The sequence below is a fragment of the Flavobacterium sp. LM5 genome (assembly GCF_002017945.1).
In the GTDB taxonomy this organism is placed as follows: domain Bacteria; phylum Bacteroidota; class Bacteroidia; order Flavobacteriales; family Flavobacteriaceae; genus Flavobacterium; species Flavobacterium succinicans.
In genome coordinates, this window is sequence record NZ_MUFX01000005.1 from 223069 (window position 1) to 242734 (window position 19666).

A 19666-nucleotide genomic window follows, 5' to 3' on the forward strand; every position below is an offset into this window, starting at 1 on the left:
TTCCATTAAAAAAGTACTAAGGTTTAAACCAACCCCAGTACTTTCTTTACTTGTAACAATGTTAACACTTTAATTTGTATTATTTTTTAACCACTGCAATCTTCTTTTATCCGCAACATGCTTGACTTGAAAACCTTCGAAACTCGCAGTAAATCCTGCACCATCTGGCGATGCACCCATTAATCCTACTTGTACCGGCACATTATCTTGCAGCCATGCTACTCTCATCAAGACATACTCTTTATCATCAAAAGAATAGAATACTTCAACCGCATCTAAACTTCTAACTGCTTTGATCCACAAATAAGGCACTTCTTTCTCTAAGGTAATAACATTCCAATCTGAAGTTTTATGAGTGACAACAGTACTAAGATTATATTTTCCGTTAACAAATTCTATCCCTGTTTTAATGTAATTTTCGTGATCAATGCGCAACATTAAACCAGATTGATCAAAACGACTTTTATATTTTGCAGATATTTTTACTTTTGCTTCAAATTCTCCTCCGTAAGTAGCATAATAAAAAGGTGCATCATCGATTGTAAAACCATAATGCGTAATTCTCCAATAATCACTTAATGGGGTAACATTCATTTGTAAACTGTTGTTTTTGATACTCCATTCTTTGGGTTCATTAAACCATTGCATTTTCTCTAATGTTTGTGCTTTTGAAAAAAAACAAACCATTACTAACAATGTTGTTGCTAAGGTATTTCTCATTTTATTCTTATTTAAATTGTTTACGCGATACAACTGAAGTGTTAAAAACATTTAAAATAAAGTGGTTTATAAAAATTCAACCTAGAACTTTTACTACTTTTAAATGTATTCATGTCATTAACATAGAATACAAAAATAACATTACCAATCGAGGTGTTCAATACTGATAAATAACCATATTTAGATTCAAATGAAAAATGAAAATAAAAAAAAACTAAACAGTGAATTTTCGTCCTTACATGGAAGCAAAGAAGCTTGTTCAGATAACCTTGAACATTACAGAAACATCGCTTCACAATATGCAGAAATTGAAAATGCTATCGCTATTTTGAGTGATATAAATACCAATAGAAGCTATATGTATTTTGGAAAATTTGCTAAAGAGCTTAACATAGAGCATTCAGATACATCTAGTCAAATAGATTCTATTTGGGAAGATCAGATATTAATATTACTACATCCTGATGACCTAAAAAAGAAATATCTTCACGAATTACGTTTTTTTCATCATTTCACAAAACTGCCAAAAAAGATCCGTTTTGATCATTATCTTATTAGTAAAATAAGAATGCAAAATCATTTTAGAAACTATATCCCTGTAGTGCATAGAATGTTTTACATAGCAGACACCAATAACAATACATTAAGATTTGCTTTGTGTTTGTACAACCCAATGGTTATTGATTTCTCTAGTAAATGCTACATAGTAAACTCTAAAAACGGTCAAAAAGTAGACCTCGATAGCAATAGCGATACTAACATCTTGACCAAAAGAGAAAAAGAAATACTTAACTTGATCGACAAAGGAATGATGAGCAAATCCATTTCTGAGTCGTTATGTATTAGCATCAATACAGTGAATAGACACCGACAAGAAATATTAAAAAAACTCCAAGTAAAAAACTCTATTGAAGCCTGTAGGATTGCTAAAGACTTACATTTAATGTAAGCTTTTTTGAAAACCAGATAGCGAATTTGCACAAAAAAAGTGAACTGATGAAGTAAACCTTGCCCACAAAGTGCATCAACAACCTAAAACAAATAAGTTATATACCATTAAAACAGAAGTATTCTTAAAACTGATACTTCTGTTTTTTTTTAATAAAAACAAAAACTATCCTGCTATTCTTGATATAACGCTTCTATTTGATCTTTGAATTTATCCAAAACTAATCTTCGTTTTAATTTTAAAGTTTGAGTAAGAAATCCATTTTCTACCGTGAAAGATATATCAGAAAATATAAATTTCTTCGGGATTTCATAACCTCCGTATTTATTTTTCAAACTTTTTCTAATTTCAATACCAACAAATTCTTGAACGGAAGGTAAATGAATTAATTTATCCACTTCGGTTTTAATATTTAAAAACTCTGCTGTTTTGCGCAATGTAGCATGATCCGGGACAACCACACAAATATTATAAGGCCTTCCATCACCATAAATCATTGCTGATTCGATATACGGTAATAAAACAATATCCTCCTCTAGTGCTGAAGGAAAAACATATTTACCATTTTCTAGCTTAAACTGCTCTTTTAGTCGGCCAGTAATATATAGAAATCCGTCAGCATCTAATTTTCCGCGGTCACCAGTCCTTAACCAACCATCTTCAGTAAATACTTCTTTGGTAGTTTCTGGCTTGTTATGATATCCAACCATTAGATTAGGTCCCGATACTTGTATTTCACCATCTTCACTGTTGTCATCCACCACTGTTTTGTCGATACGAATTTTAATAAACTCAAGAGCGCTACCAACACTTCCTTTACGGTTTAATTCTGGACTATTCATCGTTATTGCGGGAGAGGTTTCACTCAAACCATAACAGTTGTATACCGAAATACCAATGTCAGCGAAAAAATTCGTTACTTCTTCATTCATTTGAGCACTTCCGGTAATACTGGCTACTAAATCACCTCCAAAACGTTCTTTAATTTTAGAAAAGACCAGTTTCGAACCCACCCAATACATCAATTTGGTCCCGATCGGTACACGACCTTCGTTAAGACGATAATCACGGGCAGCCTTTAAAGAATTTTGAAAAAGTTTAAGTTTAAATCCACCTTCATCTTTCATTTTTTGATGGATACCTGCGTAAATTTTATTAAAAACTCGAGGAACAGCAATCAAAAATGTAGGCTTCACTTTTACAAAATCATCCGCAAGCGTTTCCATACTCACCATAAACCCAATAGAACCTCCAAAAAAGAGCCAATTATAAAGTTCTGCAGTTTGGCCATAACTATGTGCCCAAGGCAAAATAGACAAACTTACCGATTTCTCACTAAGGTGATTTGTGTATCTTCTGAAACCAGCTCTAGCATTTGAAACCAAATTACCATGAGTTAACAAAACTCCTTTAGGCTCAGAAGTAGTGCCTGATGTGTAAATTAAACAAGCAATCTCGCTAGAAGAAGGAATATACGACGAAACAAAATTAGTACGGCCTATTGCTTCCAAATGATTCATACTTTGATCACCAATGGTATCAATAATATAAATATGTTCTAAAGCAATTGCACTTTCTTTTAAATTCTTAATTTGTTCATAGATACTAAAGCTTGAAACCAGTAAAAACTTAACATTGGCATCCTTTATAATGTATTCCCAAGTACCGTAATTCTCACTTTCATACATAGGAACAAATCTTGCCCCTAAACCATAAGTTGCAAAGGCAGCCACAGCCCAATCTGCGCGGTTACTACAGATGATCCCCACAGCATCGCCTTTTTGAATATTCAAATGCGCCAATCCACCCCTCAAATCATCCACACGCTTACCAATAGCACCGTAAGTAACCCAGTTGAAAACTCCTGATTTTAAATCCTTTGTCCCAAAAAAAGAATTGCTGGTAAATTTATTGGTCGCTAATTCAAAAAGCTCGACAAGATTGTCAGGCTTTTCAAGTATCATATCATTATTATTGTTTTTCATCACTATAGTATTACAAAAACTACACCTACTACGATTATTGTAAACCTTCTAATAAAAATGCAGTTCAATTTAAAGTCTGTAAAGGTAAGGCCATTTATTTTTTTCACTGTACTTAATTATAAATTTAAGCGTAAAACTTACCATTAGTAGCGACGATATATCAAAGCGCACGAAAGAAGTGAACCGAAGAAATAATCCTTACCTGACAAAGACGCATGACTTTATTTTTTTTTGATAATTCTTGAAAAACGAAAATGCGATATAAGTCTCAACTCGCGACTTTTTACTATAACTTCCTTTAGAATAATTGTCTTTTCAAAAGGGATAAAAAACTACAAAATAACCGTTGGCCATTTTTTTTAGTTTTTGGATTTACTTAAAATAGACATTTAGGAATTGACAAACGAATCTCATGTTTTTGTAATACACTTACGGAAAAGTAAGAACACTTTAAGTCCTTTTCGTATTCAAGAACAGCATCAATGAATACGAAGTCTTGAGTCTTCTTGGAGCAGGTCATTTTCTGCACACCACACGAGTCGTCCCGCTGTACGCTATATCTTGCTGTGCGAACCCCGCACAGCAAGGATGCCGCTCCCATCGGGGCTAGTCTACAACGTTTAGTTTTCATAAGTAATAAACAATCGAAACCCATAACAATAATCATAATAAAGCCTTCAGAACCTACCATTCTGAAGGCTTTTTAATTTAAACAACATTCAAAACAATCACCAAAAAAACCTCATTTACAATAACTTAGCAATTCAAAGCAATGATTTTGTACCTTTACTTTTCTAAAAAAGTAATGAATGGCCTTATTAGAATTACAGCCCTCTGTTGCCTTGCAAGAATTCATTCGGGTTTATCGAATAATACATTTTGTATTTGATTCTAAGGCAACGCTTCCTTTTAAGGCTTATCCACCAAGAGCCGAACACTGTTTGAGCTTTTATCCCAAGGACACCGAAACCGTTTCTTATACCAAGAGCGCTACAAAGATTAGTAATTTGAAGAGCGTACTTATGGGGCAACAAAGTGAAATTACGAATCGTTACGTGGGAAATGATTTTTTGGTGTTCCAAATCGTTTTTCGTCCTGGAGCTTTATATAGAATCACTGGCATTCCATCTTATGAGCTTACCAATTCCTATATTGATGCAGAAACTGTCTTTCAAAAAGAAATAAAGAATATCAACGAACAATTGCATCAAGCCAAAGATTACATTCAGATGAAAACTGTTATCGAATCTTTTTTATGGCGTCAAGTCCAACATCAAAAAAAAGAGGCGCATCGGTTGGATAGGGTTTGTAATACCTTATTGAGCGCTACTCAAAATTTTAGTATCGATTCACAAGCGCAAGCTGCTTGTTTGAGTCCACGTCAATTTGAACGAAAGTTTGTAGAACGTATGGGAGTTTCTCCAAAATATTTTAGTAAAATCATTCGATTTGAAAGCACTTTCCGAATGAAAAACAAATATCCACACTACGATTGGCTAACCATAGCCATACAATGTGGATACTATGATTACCAACATTTAGCTAAAGATTACAAAGAGTTGACCCACCACACCCCTGCTGCATTTCATTTATTGGATTTGAATTCTCCTGAGCGGAAATTTGGTGAAGCGGATACCTATTAAAATGTCGTTTTTTTACCATTTATTGCTAAAATTTCATAGCAAATTTGTACTGTAACCAACAACAAAAGACTATGAAACGAAGAAATTTTATTACCGCATCAGCCGCTACCCTTCCGTTATTGGCTTTAGGACACGAGTTGCCTACTCCTTCCACAAGAACCACAAAAGGATTTGTTGTAAAAGCCAACCAAAGTAGGTTTGAGGAAAAAAACCTCATCAACGGCAGTAGTCCCAATAATATCAAAATTGCATCCAAAGATACCGATGGTGCGCTTAGTATATTTGAGTACATTGGAAATGAAAAAGGTGGACCTCCCTTGCATATTCATCCTAATCAAGATGAGATTTTCTTTATTGTAAGTGGTCACTATCTCTTTCAAGTAGGTTCGGAACGCTATCAACTACAAACAGGAGACACTATTTTCTTGCCGAGAAATGTTCCTCACACCTTCGCACAAGTATCGGCCACGGGGAAAATGTTTTTTCTTTTTCAACCTTCAGGAAAAATGGAAGATTTCTTTAGAACAATTGGCAACCTCACAACGCCTCCAAAACCAGAAATAGCCGCTAAAATCTTTGAAGATCATGACATGAAGATTATGGGACCTCCTTTGGCGTATTGATGGAAAAATAAGCAAATTACTAAGGTGTTATAAAACATACACTAATCTAACTTATGTTTTGCTTTTCAAAAGGGATAAAAAAACTAAAAACAACCGTTGTTACATTACCTATGATAATCAAACTCAGCTTATAAGCAAACCTCTATATTTTGGAATACCTCAACTGAAAAATTTAGGAGACTTTTAGTATGTTTACAGCTCCAATATAGCATAAAAAATGTGCAAAGTTAGATCACTTTGTGCAGTTTAGGTAATAGTAATCAAGAAGAAGAATATTATTAAAAAACTTCGCAAATTCTATTCTTTACGGAGTTGGTTATATTCAAATTAAAAGTAGTGATGCTGTATTTAATTATACAACCATTGGTCTTTTAATTTAGCTTTTGATGCATCAGTAAATTCAATTTTATTTCCATCTACTTGATTCAGTTTTACTTTTCCTTTCAAGTCAATTGTTTTTCCTTTTCGAATGACTTTGGCTGTGTAGTCGTCACCATCTTTTAGATTAAAAGCCAAAATAGAAGCTAATTTACCACTATCAGGACCTTCAGGTTTTATGCCTCGTAAATCAACAATTTCATCATTATCTTGAAATCCTACGGCTTTTAAAAATTCATTTTTGCCATCTAAAGTAGTTATAAACACTTTGTTTGTTTTGGAGTCCACTTTAAAATAAGTAGTGGTTCCCAATGAAAAAGCCATTTGAACTGGTACCTTCACTTTTTTCAAAGAAACGCCCACCTTTGCTAAATAAGAGCCATAATCTATGGGTTTATTTTGAACTACATGATTTTGAAGAAATACGCCCACTTCTGGATAGGTTAATTTTGTAAAAATCGGAATCAATTCCTCGTCCTTAAACGCTTTTTCTGCTCCGTAAAGTTTTGACAACTCTCCCATTACACTCAAAATACCTCTTTTCCCATTGCTTTTTTCTCTGATAATAATATCCAAACACATCGCAGCCAGTGTGCCTTTGTTATAGAAATTCCCAAACTGTTTGTTGACTACAGGGTCGACTACGTTCTTGCTTACTTCAGTTAATGACATGGTATCACTATACAAAGTAGAAGCAAAATTTATCTTATCTGCTATTACATCGTAGAGCGCTTGTTCGTTTGCCATACGTTTATTGGTTTTGAATAACACCGAAAAATATTCCGTAAAACCTTCATACATCCACAAATGTTCCGACATTTTCGGAGTATTGAAATCGAAAAACTGAATCTCTTTCGAATGCACGTTTAAAGGAGTAAAGGTATGAAAGAACTCATGCGAAATGGTATGCTCCAATCCTGTGGCTTGCATATCGTCTTCAAATGTGCCAGTGGTGGAACTGTTGTGTTCTAGGGCACCTGTACCTTGAGCATCATCTTCTGTTCTTGCAGTGAGATACACCAAGACCGCATATCTTTTGGTGGTATTAATCGCTTCTAAAAAATCTTTTTGAGCTATCATTGTTTTTTGCAAAGCTGGCATTAGGAATTTTGAAGTCACCTTTGTATTTCTGGGTGAATACACGTGGAGCACGACCTCCATATCATCAATTGTAAAGGTTGAAATATCAGGTTTGGCATACATAATGGGACTATCGATTAATGTTGCATACCGAGTCGTTTTAAAAACATCTTTGGTATCACTCGTATCCTCATCTACCATAGCTGTTGTTCCAGTTAATTCTTTGGGATGTTCAATAGTTAACACAAAAGGTTTCTCTTGTTGATTCTCAAAATAACCTACAAATCCACCTAAATTCAAATAGAAATTTTGACCTTTTAGAATATTGGTTCCTGCTGGCGAAAAGGCTACGCTTTCATTTTTACTCATTTGAACAACTTCTTGGTCAAAAGTGTCATTTACTAAATATTCAACGTGGTCTAATTTTTTAGCATCGGTAATCACCCACGTATTGACATCTTTTTTAGTTACAGGAAGCGTCTTTCCGTCTTTGTCAAGAGCTTTGAAATCTTCAATATACCTTCCATAATCTTGCAAAGCATAAGTGCCTGGAATAATTTTTGGCACCTGAAAAGTAATCGTTGAAGCATCAAAAGCAGCAGGCTTAACCACGACTTTTACTTTGTCATTTGAAACATTCACTAAATCCAAAGTGGCACTCACTTCATTCGTTGGTGTCGATGTGGAGCAACTCCAGAGCATTAATTGAGAAAGGAAAAGCAGTATTACTAGTTTTTTCATAGTTTATTGGTTTAAAACATCAACTCAACTCTTTTACACTTAAAAAAACTTAAAAATCAAAAATTTAATTATCGCATCGATTTATTATCCAAAACTTTCATCTCCATTACAGTTCCTTTTTTGGTAGCGTACTATCCTTCGCAGTTCAACTATTAAAAGGAAAAACTAACCAATACACAGAGGAAAAGAATGCAAGTGTTTTTGACAGTTGCTTTCTCTTTTATTTTTAACAGTTTTAGGTTTAATCGGCAATCTTTAGATTTTGTGATCGTAAACGATTATCCTTTTAACCACAATTGGTTCAAAGCTTGTTTGGACGTATCTGTATAGCGGAATCCATCGCCTTCTGATGTATTTAATTTTACTGCCCCACTCAATTGTTTTTCGCTACCATTTCGAATAATTTTCGCCTTAAATGGTGCCCCTACTTCTAACCCATAAACAGGCATCATTAATTTGTTGATGTCTTCTCCGTTTACTGGGATTCCATTTAATTCAATTACTTGATCATTATTTTCAAAACCAATTGCTTTGATAAATTCATTTGAGCCGTCTTTGGCATCTATATAGACATTTTTCTTTTCATCCATTTTTAAGAACATCTTATTATCAAAATAGAATGCGATTTTAACTGGTATTTGTACTTTAATGGTAGATACCCCTACTTTTGATAAGTATTCGTTATAATTGATAGGCACTCCTTTTACAATATGTGTTTGCAAAAACTCCCCTACTTCTGGATAGGTAATTTTTGTAAACTCTGCTATAAAGGCATTGTCGTCGAAGGGTCTTGTTGGTCCGTATATTTTTGATAATTCACCCATGACGTTCAGAATTCCGCGTTTACCGTTACTTTTGTCTCTAATAATAACATCCAAGCACATGGCCATCAACGCTCCTTTTTCGTAGACGTTGGGATATTGTTTTTTCATCGCAGGAACCAAAACGTTTTTACTCATTTCAGTAAAAGACAAATCGTCTTTGAAGTAGGTTCTTGAATTCAATAACTTTTCGCTCATCGTATTATAAAAAACAGGGGCATCAATCAAACCTTCTTTTACTTGAAATAGATTGGCGAAATATTCTGTAAAACCCTCGTACATCCATAAATGTTGTGACATCTGCGGTTGATTAAAATCAAAATCGTGTATTTCTTTCGAATGTACTTTAAGCGGTGTTAGGGTATGGAAAAACTCATGAGAAATTACGTGAATCAATTCCGTTATTTTCATATCATCCTTAAAAGTGGCCGTAGTTGAAGTATTATGTTCTAAAGCCCCCAAACCTTTAGCATCATCGTTGTTCATTGAGGTGATATATACAAGGATTGCATACTTTTTAGTGGTATTAATCTTGCCCAAGAATTTTTTCTGTGCGGTTATCATTTTCTTTATATCGGGTAGCAGCGCTTGTGAATTAATGCTTTTATTGCGTGGTGAGTATACGTGCAAATACACATCCATTCCGTCTACAGAAAATGAAGACACATCTGGTTTGGCATACATAATAGGACTATCCACTACTTCAGCGTAGCGCGACAATTGAAAAATGTCATTTGTATCACTAGTATCTGTATCTATTAATGCAGTAGTTCCCACTAAATCTTTGGGGTGATTTACTGTTAGTTTATAAGTAAAATCCTTTTGATTGTCAAAATACCCCACAAATCCACAAAGGTTCAGCATAAAATTTTCACCTTGTAAAATATTAGTTCCCGCTGGAGAGAAAATGGTGGTAGAATTTTCGGCAAATGCTTGCCCTTCTTCAGAATCATAGGTGTCGTTGACTAGGTATTCTAAACGGTCCAATTGATTGGCATTAGAGATTGTCCAAGTATTGACATCTTTTTTAGTCACTGTAAGTTCTTTTCCTGATGCATCATAGGCTTTAAAATCGTCAACATAACGCCCATAATCAGCAATTGCATACGTACCAGGAATAATCTTGGCTAATTGATACGAAATTGTTGTTGCCGTAATTCGTACTGGCTTTACCGTCACTTTTACTTTATCATTTGACACATTCACTAAATCTAATGTAGCTTTTACTTCATCTTTAGAAGAACGAACTGTATCCTTAGTAGTTGAACAACTCCATATTACTAATTGTAACAAGAGTACCAGTAATAAATGTTTTTTCATAGTAAAAAATTTTAGAGATAAATTAAGTCGACTGTATTATTAAAATAAACTAGGAAGTAAATTTCTATTTTCAACAGTAGTAAATTTAACATATTATTCTCAATATTAACACATTAGGAAAATAAAATTAATCCAATGATAGTTTTTTAAACTATATCCAACTTATAAAACCTCATAAATCTTGGCTTTTTACAATTTCTATTAAGAAAATAAACAGTACTGTATTTACTTTTTTCCAAAAACAGGCTGTGCATCTGATTTACAACAACTTAACTTTAAAAAAGTTTTAATTTTAGTCTGAATAAAGTTGTGAATCCTATTAAAGCTTCTTGATTTTATTTTTAAGTGCTACAACTTATATTTATGTAGTTTTTTATAACTTACAACAAGTTAATTCTACCCAATCACCATGTCAAGACGAGATCGATTAGAGCAAATGCCATTGTACCAAAAAGCCCTTCAAATTTTAAAAATTACGATGGGTTTAGTAGAAATAGTTCCAAAAGACAATGAATACCTTCAAGAAACCACCGTGTGTTTTATGATGGAAAACGCGATGTTGCTAGCGCCAAAAATAGCAGGAGCTAGCGCTATTGATTTGTACGATTTAAAGATGGAAAATGCTACTCTTGTTCGGAAGGCGGCTAGAGATTTGTATGTACAAGCAGGAAGTTTGCGCTATGAAGAAAATATTCCCGACCAAGATTATATTCGGTTATTGAGAAGTGAAATTGAAGAGTTCCGGCTTTTATTTGTGGACTGGGTTGAAAACTTTGACCAATGGAATTACATCAAAGACGATTGGGGATTGTTCAATCCGCCTGGAGTAAGTGCACACGACAAAGATCCTGATGAAGATATTCCGTTTGATCCTGATGCTTTTTTTGAGAATATGGGAGATAGTGAAGAGGAGGAAGACGATGAGGAGGAATGAAAATGGTGTTGATTCTCTAATTCTGTCAACGTTGCGTTTGCATCGCGGTTTATTAAAACAATACTTTTCTTTAAACGATGATGCTGTTTTTTTGTTATGAAAACAAAACGTCTCGCCTAGCCCCGATTGTAGCGGAAATCCTTTTTTTAGACCTGACAGGTTTTAGAAACCTGTCAGGTCTAAAAAAAAGATTGTAGCGGAAAGCGGGACGACTCGTGTGGTGCGCAAAGATGTGGTGCTCCTAGAAAAGATTAAGTATTTAATTGAGCATACGTGAGGAGGACAATGGCTAATAAGGCCAAGAAAATCCCCAAATAGTTCTTCTGGGAAAGTTTTTCTTTAAAAATTAACACACCAATGAGACTGCCCAAAACGATGACGCCCATATTCATTCCTGCAAAAACAGTGGACGGATTTTCGGAAAAGGCTTGGTGCGCCTTGAGGTAAAAATAGATGTTTCCAAAATTGAATACGCCTACAGCAACTCCCCAAAGGGCATTGATACCCGAGATTTTTTGGCGTTGGATAAAAATTTCGTAGCCCACTACGCCACTCATAATCACCAAAGCCAACGCAAAAATGACTAAAAGCGAGGTGGTAAATGGCAGTTGCGTTTGCAAGGCGATTTGTTTGAACAAAATATCGATGACTCCAAAACCCAGCAACACCATAGCAGGATAGCCCCAATTGGAATTGCTATTGGCGGTGGGTTTAGACAAAATAAGCAGTAAGGCTGGAAATCCTAATCCAAAAGCCAAGACTTTGAGGGTACTAAATTGCTCCCCAAAAAGCAACCAAGAAGCAAGTAACGGAATAAACAACGACAAGCGCTGTGCGGCATCAGTCTTGACAATACCCATATACCGAATGGATTGTGAAAGCAATAAAAAAACACTCGGCAACAGCAGTCCGAGAGCAAGATACAACGGCCAAGGCGCTTGTTCAAGTAGCGTATCGAATTGTGGTGGAAAACAAAAATAACACAACAACAAGGCAATCGCATAATTGGTCGCAATAATGGCTTTACTGTTGAAAGCAGCGTGATTTCTGAACCACTTGAAAAGTACGCCTACGGTAACACTGCAAACGATACTTAAAATTAAAAAGAGCATAACAATTGGATTATTTACCAAAAATACAAATTCTATTGTGGTTTTCTTTCTGTAAAGAAAGGCATAGTTTGCGTTTTACTTCCGTAAGTGGCTTCAGTTGATTATATTTGATTCAAAATGAAGCCTTTTCAATTCCAAAACATTTTACTATGACAGAAAAATGGTGGCCAATAGGCAAAAAAGTGGGTAAAATTATCCTATTCTTGACGATGCTTCTTTTTATTGGCTATGGTGCTTTGGGTTGGTATGTAAGCTCTCATCATAATGAACTGCTAAAAGAGGTGCGTCGGATTGCCAATGAAAATTGCAAAGGCGAAGTAACAATTGGCGACCTTGAAGTACTCTTTTTTCGTGGATTTCCCAACATAACCATTGCTGTAAAAGAAGTAAGTATCAAAGACAGTTTGTGGGCACAACATAAAAGAACGTTGTTGCAAGCCCCTTCGATTTATGCCGAAATTCAGCCTTGGGCGGTATTCCTAAAGAAGATAAAATTAGACCATCTTTCCATCAATGATGCCGAAGTACAATTGTATTTAGACACAAAAGGCTATAGCAATACCTCCGTTTTTTCTAGTGCACCAAAAACCGACACTACAAGTTCAAGTTCGTTGTCATTGGATTTGAATCACCTAAATTTCAACAATGTTTCCTTTGTTTCTGATAACCAATTCAAGCATAAAAAATTTGATTTTGTTATCGAAAAACTTCGGATAGAAAAACATACAACTTCAGAAGGTTGGGAAGCTGATATTTCGTTAAACACCTTAGTGAAAAGTTTGACATTTAATACACAACACGGAAGTTTTGCTAAAAACAAAATCATTCAAGGAGCTTTACAAGCAAAATATTCCGAAAGTAAAGGCTCAATTGCAATTAATACTCCTGCTTTATCTATTGGAGAAGACGTTTTTCAAATTCAGTCGCATTTTGGGATTAGCAAGACCAACAGTTCCTTTTCTATTGCTATTACCAATCCAAATATTCGCTGGCAAGCGGCTTATAAACTGTTGTCCAACAACATTAGCAGCAAACTCAACCCTTTTGATTTTAAAGACCCTTTTGGCGTGCAATGCACTATTGTTGGCGACTTGAACAAAGAAGGCGACCCCAACATTCGAGTGGAAGCTAATATCAAAAATAATGAACTGAGCTACTTCGACCATCAAGTAACCGATTGTACTTTTAAAGGCATTTTTACCAACGAATACCAAAAGAACAAAGGCATAAGCGATGAAAATTCGGCAATCTTGCTCAATGATTTTCGGGGAAAAGTCCATTCGATTCCGTTTACCACCAAAAATATGATGATTTTGGATTTGAAAAAACCCATCGCCTCGGGCGCATTTATAAGCCGTTTTGATTTGGCACAACTCAATCAAACGATGATTGGCAAAACCCTGTCCTTTGGGAATGGAAAAGCAGATTTGCGTCTTACGTTCAAAGCTGATGTGGTGAATTTAGAAATGCAAAAACCTTTTCTAATTGGGTCAGTCGTGATTCAAAACGCGAGTGGAACGCATATAAGTTCAAAGAAAAAATTCAAAAATAGCAGTGTTGATTTATCGTTTACTTCAAAAGAATTGAAAGTCAATAAAATCGTATTGAACACCCAAAATAGTGCCTTACTGATGAAAGGTCAGTCTGCTAATTTTTTAAATTTTTACTATGATACACCAGAAAAAATTATGGTAAATTGGGACATTCAAGCTCGAACAATTGATTTACAAGACTTCAGTTTCGGAAGTAAAAAAACGGCTAATCTAAAAAAATCAACTTCTATTACTCCTGACTTTATCAATATTTTACATCAATCCAACGCAACAGTTCATTTAAGAGCTGAAAACATTGTTTATAAAAAATTTAAAGCACGAAATGCGATAGCGCAAATTAATGTAGTTCCCGACCGTACCATCTTAAAAGAGGCTTCGCTACAATTTGGCGGTGGTTCATTAATGGTAAACGGAATGGTTTCGTATCAAAACAAAAACAACCACTTCAACGCAAAACTTAACGCAAGTAAAGTAAACAGTGCAGCCTTACTGAGCGCTTTTGATAATTTTGGTTCCAAAGCTCTCACTCCAAAATCCGTTTCGGGTTTAATTTCTGTTTCGGGTGTTTTGGATGGCTACTTTGATAATAACATTACTATCGTTAAGCGTTCTCTAACCGGAAATTTAAAACTTAACCTGAATAATGGCGCTTTGAACCAATTTGAACCTTTGCAAAGAATTGGAAAATACGCCTTCCCGTTTCGGAATTTTAATCGCGTAACTATTAATCCTCTTACAATCAACATTGTTTTTAAAAATGGTTTTGCCAACATTGCTCCTACACCAATAAACACATCTGTATTCAATTTTGATTTAGCAGGAAGTTATGGTTTTTATGGAAATTCTAATATGCAACTCGATGTTCATTTGCGAGACCCTGCAAAAGACGAAGAGATAACCAATAAAAAAGTAGTCCAAGAAAATAGAAAAAAAGGCATCACCCTACACCTTCAAGCCATTGAAGAAGGCAATGCTCCGTTTAAAATCAAACTGCGCTACAAAAACGAAAAACTGCAATAAAAAAGGGTTTAGCTTTTACACTAAACCCTTTTACAATTTATCTCCAGTGTTGCGGAATGGTTTTTACCACATAGAAACATAGAATTTGTAGTTTTTTTAAAAGAAATAGATAGACGTTATACTATTCACATAGCTAATCTATGTGAGAAAATAGAGTTATTTCTATTTTTTCTAGGTTGATTTGCTTTAATCTATGATTCTATGTGGTTAATTCTCTATCTTAATTTGTATTTTATCCAACAGGTTATTTATAATTTACTGATGTAACTCCCAAACGGATCCTTGAACTGATACCCTTCAGAAAAACGATCTTTGCTCAACTTTTTATACGAAGCCAACCCCCACAACAAGAACTCTTTCATAAAATAATAATCTTCCTTGGGTAATTGCGGTTGGTATTTTTTGATAATGACTTCTAATGGTGTAACACTATCCAAAATAGTTTCATACTCTTCTTTGGTGGCATCGTCCAATAATTCAAAACCACTTTCGGCAAAAAACCATTCTAAAGTATCGGTATAAGCCGTTTTTTCTCCTTGTTTTTCCAATTTTTCAATCTTTGGAAAATAGCCTGGAAAAAAAGAATGAATGGCATCGTTGATCAAATGCTGTGCTACCGCGGCTGCGCCTTCTTGCTCACCTTCGTAAACCAATTCTACTTTTCCGGTTATGGCAGGAATAACACCCATAAAATCAGACAAACGAACAGATGTAGTGCTTTCACCCGCTTTTAAAGCACGACGCTCGGCAGTACTTATCAGGTTTTCGTAGGCCGTGATACTCATTCTAGCACTCACGCCACTTTTTGGATCAATAAAATCGCTATCACGAGCTTCAAAGCTAATTTGTTCCAACAAATCTTTGGCCAAAGAAGGCACATACACCACATCGGTTTGACTGCTTTCTAACTTGGCTTCTTGCTGTGTGATGGTGCGAGCAATAGCTATAGTTTCGGGGTAATGCGTTAAAATTTGAGAACCAATTCGGTCTTTCAATGGCGTAACAATACTCCCACGATTGGTATAATCTTCTGGATTGGCGGTAAAAACAAACTGCATATCCAAAGCCATTCTTAACTTATAGCCTCGAATTTGAATATCACCTTCTTGCAAAATATTAAACAACGCCACTTGAATTCTAGCTTGTAAATCGGGTAATTCATTGATGACGAAAATACAGCGATTCGCTCTTGGAATCATCCCAAAATGAATCACACGATCATCCGCATACGACAACTTTAGATTCGCCGCCTTGATAGGATCGACATCGCCAATTAAATCGGCTACTGTTACGTCTGGCGTCGCTAATTTTTCATAAAAACGTTCGCTTCTTGGCAACCATTCAATGGGAGTTTCATCACCTAACTCGGCAATCAAATCCTTGGCGTAACGAGAAATCGGGCGGAAAGGATCATCATTAATCTCAGAACCCGCCACAAATGGAATGTATTCGTCCAATAATTCGACCATCTTTCTAGCCAAACGAGTTTTGGCTTGCCCGCGAAGTCCTAGCAAATTGATATTGTGTTTCGACAAAATAGCGCGCTCCAACTCTGGAATCACCGAATTTTCAAATCCGTGTACCCCTTCAAAAGTCGGAATACCTGCTTGCAATTTCTTCCTCAAATTATCGCGCAATTCTTCTTTAATCGTTCTTGGCTGATAACCCGATTCTTTTAATGCGCCTAAAGTGGTATTATTTTCTATTTTCATATGTAGATAATTATTGCTTTTCTAAGGTCATTAAGTAAACTTCTCAATTGGTATTGAATGCCTTAAATTATATTTTTTTAACTTCTTTCTTAAAATTGCTTCCTAAAAAACACACCCCCAGCCCCTCTCAAGAGGGGAGTAGAAAAAACAATAAAATCGTTATAGTTTATTGTTTTGATTCTCTTTTACTAATTTCTATTTTCTGACTTCTATTTTCTTCTTTCTGAACACTGCCTTCTGCCTTCTGAACACTCCCTACTTAATCCTCTTCTTCCTATTCGCTTCATAATCCTCAAAAATCATTTCTCCCAGTCCTTTCAAACCCGTATAAAAGGCTTTTCCTTGATTGGCTTCGGTAAAATAAGTCACGAATTTTTGCAGATACGGATCATTCGCTATCATAAAAGTGGTGATAGGAATGTGTAATTTTCTAGCTTGCTGTGCCTGAGTGTAGCATTTGTCTACAATGTATTGGTCTAAGCCATTACTATTCATATAATACGAGCCATCTTTCTCCCTCACGCAACTTGGCTTCCCGTCAGTAATCATAAAAATTTGCTTGTTGGTGTTGCGTTTTCTTCGGAGTAAATCCATAGCCAATTGCAAACCCGCGACAGTATTAGTATGATAAGGTCCAACTTTTAGATACGGCAAATCCTTAATCGCAATCGTCCAAGCATCATTTCCAAAAACCAAAATATCCAAAGTATCTTTTGGATAACGTGTTGTAATCAGTTCAGCCAATGCCATCGCTACTTTTTTGGCAGGCGTGATGCGGTCTTCGCCGTACAAAATCATACTGTGGCTAATATCAATCATCAAAACCGTACTCATTTGGGCTTTGTATTGGGTATCTTCGACCACCAAGTCGTTTTCTGTAAGTTTAAAATCGGCTACCCCATTATTGATTTGGGCATTGCGCAAACTTTCTGTCAGCGAAATACGTTCCAAACTATCCCCAAAATGAAACTCACGAAACTCACCCGTATGTTCATCGCCATTGCCACTGTGTTTCGCTTTATGATTACCATTCCCGGAGCGTTTCATAGTACCAAAAATAGTATCCAGCGCTTGTTGACGAATAGCGCGTTCGGTTTTGGCCGTAATGCCCGTTCCAGTTGTGCCGTCGTCTTTCAGTTCCTCACGGATGTAGCCTTTTTTCTTTAAATCTTCAATAAAATCATCAATGGTATAACTGGCATCGGTCAATTTATATTCCTTGTCCAATTCGCGCAGCCAAGCAATCGCCTCGTCAAAATCGCCCGAAGTATGCGTAATTAATTCTTTAAAAATAGGAAACAAACGATCAAACGGCGACTGAAATGGCGCTTCATACGTCTTAAAATAAAATCCAGCACGGTTTTGGTTTTTCATCACAAACAACAAATAGGATTAGGAATCACAATATTTTCATTACAAACTTCGCTCCTATTTTGGAGCAGAAACAATAGGCTTTTTAGCCAGCATCGTCCCGTCATCCGCTATATCTTTTTCTTTTTAAAGAAAAAAGAAAAAGGATGCCGCTACTACCGGGGCTAAAGAGCAACAATGGGCCTTTCGATTGGCAAATTAAAAATACAGCATTTTGATTCGGTTGTCTGCCGAACGTTTATTAATTTTAAGTTAAAAGGAAAAGAAGGTTAAAAACGCTAATCTACTTTTTTAAAAACCAACTCAATTCCAGACGGATTAGTCAGCGTTAATCGCATATTGGCAACTTGGTAGGTCGTACTGCTCTGTAGCGAATGGAGTAGTTCACTTTCTCTATTTTGGGAACCACAAGCCATTTCAGTAGTAGTTATATTTGTGAAGCGTAACAACCCTTTTTCAAAAAAGAGTTTCCCTTTCATTCGGTTACAACCCGCATAACCCATAAAGGTTCCTTCTGTCGTGTTGATTTCTAGATAAGGTAATTCTTTGCTGAATTTGTTGATCGACATATTTTCTCCATTCATCTTTTCTAAGACCCAAATATCATGCAGTTTCGGATCCACTACATAATAACCACAACCTGAGAATGTAGCATTTAAGTCATTTCCTTTATACACTTCTACCCTAACTTGATACGGCAAAACAGCGCCAGACATGGTATTAGTACACTGATCCTGCTCGATAGTAATAATCATCGTCCCTCTTTCGGTCGATACACTGTAACGTTTTACATTAGCATCCATCGCTCGTACTGGCTCAACATGCGGAGCATTGAATGCTTTGAAATCAGGCAATAAAGAAGTAAACTCAATTTGATTTGAGCTAATTTTCAAACTCCATTCAGGTTCATTCCCCATTGCTCGAAAATAAATTTCTTTTTCCATATTCTCTTTTTGTAATTGATACGCTCTAGTAGGTTGCTCATTAGCAGTTATAACAGGCTGCGTTGCTTGCGTTTTACAACTGCAGAGTAAAAAAAGGAAAAATAAAGTACAACAATATCGCATCATGATTGAAAATTTTAAAGGAAATAAAACAAAAAACATTTATAAGAACACACCATCAACATAAAACCAGTGCCCGTCAACTTTCTCAAAAGTGGAACGTTCATGGTGGCTATATTTTTCACCATCAGGCCCGGTAAAAAAAGCTTGAAATTCAACGATTGTAGCATCAAAAGCAATAATTTCTAACTTTTCCCATTGGTTTTCGCTAGCCCAAAGTAAAATTTCATCTTTAGAAAAAAGGCTTCTAGTACTCTCGTGTGTAGTCGCTATCAAATAGTCCGCATTTTTAACTACGTAAGCACTATACCTAGAGCGCATTAAAGCTAGAGCGGTTGGCGCGGTTTCGTAGCCTAAAATGTATTTTTCGCAACACGCTCCAAAAGCATTTCCTGAGCCGCACGGACAAGTATTATTGTGCATCCTCAGGATTGATTTTTTGAAACAACTGATTCAACAACACTTGATATTTGCTGATTTCGATTAAATCAGCATCATCTTCTGAATGATCCAAAAGTTCATCTAATGCTTCGCTCACTTCGGTCAATTTATTATTGGCTTCTCGGTTTTGTTTTTGTGCTATCAAGTCGATAATTTCTTGCACTTGTATTTTCAATTGGTCAAACGGATTCTGGCTCAT

The 19666-nt window shown here is 35.6% G+C and carries 15 protein-coding genes; 5 read left to right on the forward strand and 10 right to left on the reverse strand.

Annotated features, from left to right (window positions below):
- Positions 1-69: 69 nt before the first annotated feature.
- On the reverse strand, positions 70-720 hold the full coding sequence (locus BXU11_RS14855; RefSeq protein WP_078213165.1) for a DUF1349 domain-containing protein: 651 nt from the start codon (positions 718-720) through the stop codon (positions 70-72).
- A gap of 190 nt (positions 721-910) precedes the next feature.
- On the opposite strand from BXU11_RS14855, the gene BXU11_RS14860 reads away from it, so the two are divergent.
- Positions 911-1669, forward strand: coding sequence for a response regulator transcription factor (locus tag BXU11_RS14860; RefSeq protein ID WP_078213112.1), 759 nt, complete (start codon positions 911-913; stop codon positions 1667-1669).
- A 173-nt stretch (positions 1670-1842) separates the two neighbouring features.
- On the opposite strand, the gene BXU11_RS14865 is transcribed toward BXU11_RS14860, so the two are convergent.
- Entirely contained in the window at positions 1843-3654 is a 1812-nt protein-coding gene (locus BXU11_RS14865) for a long-chain fatty acid--CoA ligase (protein ID WP_078213113.1), read from the reverse strand.
- A gap of 809 nt (positions 3655-4463) precedes the next feature.
- Here BXU11_RS14865 and BXU11_RS14875 point away from each other — a divergent pair.
- Both BXU11_RS14875 and BXU11_RS14880 read left to right on the forward strand, forming a co-directional pair.
- Positions 4464-5297, forward strand: a complete 834-nt coding sequence (locus BXU11_RS14875; protein ID WP_078213115.1) for a helix-turn-helix domain-containing protein — start codon at positions 4464-4466, stop codon at positions 5295-5297.
- Between the two features lie 71 nt (positions 5298-5368).
- Positions 5369-5920, forward strand: a complete 552-nt coding sequence (locus BXU11_RS14880) for a cupin domain-containing protein (protein WP_078213116.1) — start codon at positions 5369-5371, stop codon at positions 5918-5920.
- A gap of 348 nt (positions 5921-6268) precedes the next feature.
- Here the strand turns inward: BXU11_RS14880 and BXU11_RS14885 are convergent, their stop codons facing one another.
- Together BXU11_RS14885 and BXU11_RS14890 are read right to left on the reverse strand one after the other, a co-directional pair.
- Positions 6269-8119, reverse strand: a complete 1851-nt coding sequence (locus tag BXU11_RS14885) for a hypothetical protein (RefSeq protein ID WP_078213117.1) — start codon at positions 8117-8119, stop codon at positions 6269-6271.
- 278 nt (positions 8120-8397) lie between these two features.
- Positions 8398-10260: a hypothetical protein gene (locus BXU11_RS14890; protein WP_078213118.1), complete on the reverse strand. Its 1863-nt coding sequence runs from the start codon at positions 10258-10260 to the stop codon at positions 8398-8400.
- 409 nt (positions 10261-10669) lie between these two features.
- Here BXU11_RS14890 and BXU11_RS14895 point away from each other — a divergent pair, with 409 nt between their 5' ends.
- Positions 10670-11194 (forward strand): hypothetical protein, encoded by a 525-nt coding sequence (locus tag BXU11_RS14895; RefSeq protein WP_078213119.1) that lies wholly within the window; start codon positions 10670-10672, stop codon positions 11192-11194.
- A gap of 251 nt (positions 11195-11445) precedes the next feature.
- Here BXU11_RS14895 and BXU11_RS14900 read toward each other — a convergent pair whose 3' ends face one another.
- Positions 11446-12306, reverse strand: coding sequence for an EamA family transporter (locus BXU11_RS14900; protein ID WP_078213120.1), 861 nt, complete (start codon positions 12304-12306; stop codon positions 11446-11448).
- A gap of 149 nt (positions 12307-12455) precedes the next feature.
- On the opposite strand from BXU11_RS14900, the gene BXU11_RS14905 reads away from it, so the two are divergent.
- A complete protein-coding gene (locus tag BXU11_RS14905; RefSeq protein WP_139363520.1) occupies positions 12456-14879 on the forward strand; it encodes an AsmA-like C-terminal region-containing protein in 2424 nt (807 codons plus the stop codon).
- Between the two features lie 248 nt (positions 14880-15127).
- On the opposite strand, the gene BXU11_RS14910 is transcribed toward BXU11_RS14905, so the two are convergent.
- From BXU11_RS14910 to BXU11_RS14930, 5 genes are all read right to left on the reverse strand, one after another.
- A complete protein-coding gene (locus tag BXU11_RS14910; protein ID WP_078213122.1) occupies positions 15128-16591 on the reverse strand; it encodes a magnesium chelatase in 1464 nt (487 codons plus the stop codon).
- Positions 16592-16846: 255 nt separating this feature from the next.
- Complete coding sequence (locus BXU11_RS14915) at positions 16847-17965, reverse strand: VWA domain-containing protein (protein ID WP_078213123.1); 1119 nt, start codon at positions 17963-17965, stop codon at positions 16847-16849.
- 275 nt (positions 17966-18240) lie between these two features.
- Positions 18241-18906: an META domain-containing protein gene (locus tag BXU11_RS14920; RefSeq protein WP_189318540.1), complete on the reverse strand. Its 666-nt coding sequence runs from the start codon at positions 18904-18906 to the stop codon at positions 18241-18243.
- Positions 18907-19068: 162 nt separating this feature from the next.
- Positions 19069-19449 carry a YchJ family protein gene (locus BXU11_RS14925; protein ID WP_078213125.1) on the reverse strand — a complete coding sequence of 127 codons (381 nt, stop codon included), beginning with the start codon at positions 19447-19449 and terminating at the stop codon, positions 19069-19071.
- On the reverse strand, positions 19439-19666 hold the full coding sequence (locus tag BXU11_RS14930; protein ID WP_024980883.1) for a hypothetical protein: 228 nt from the start codon (positions 19664-19666) through the stop codon (positions 19439-19441). Before BXU11_RS14930 ends, BXU11_RS14925 begins: the two co-directional genes overlap by 11 nt.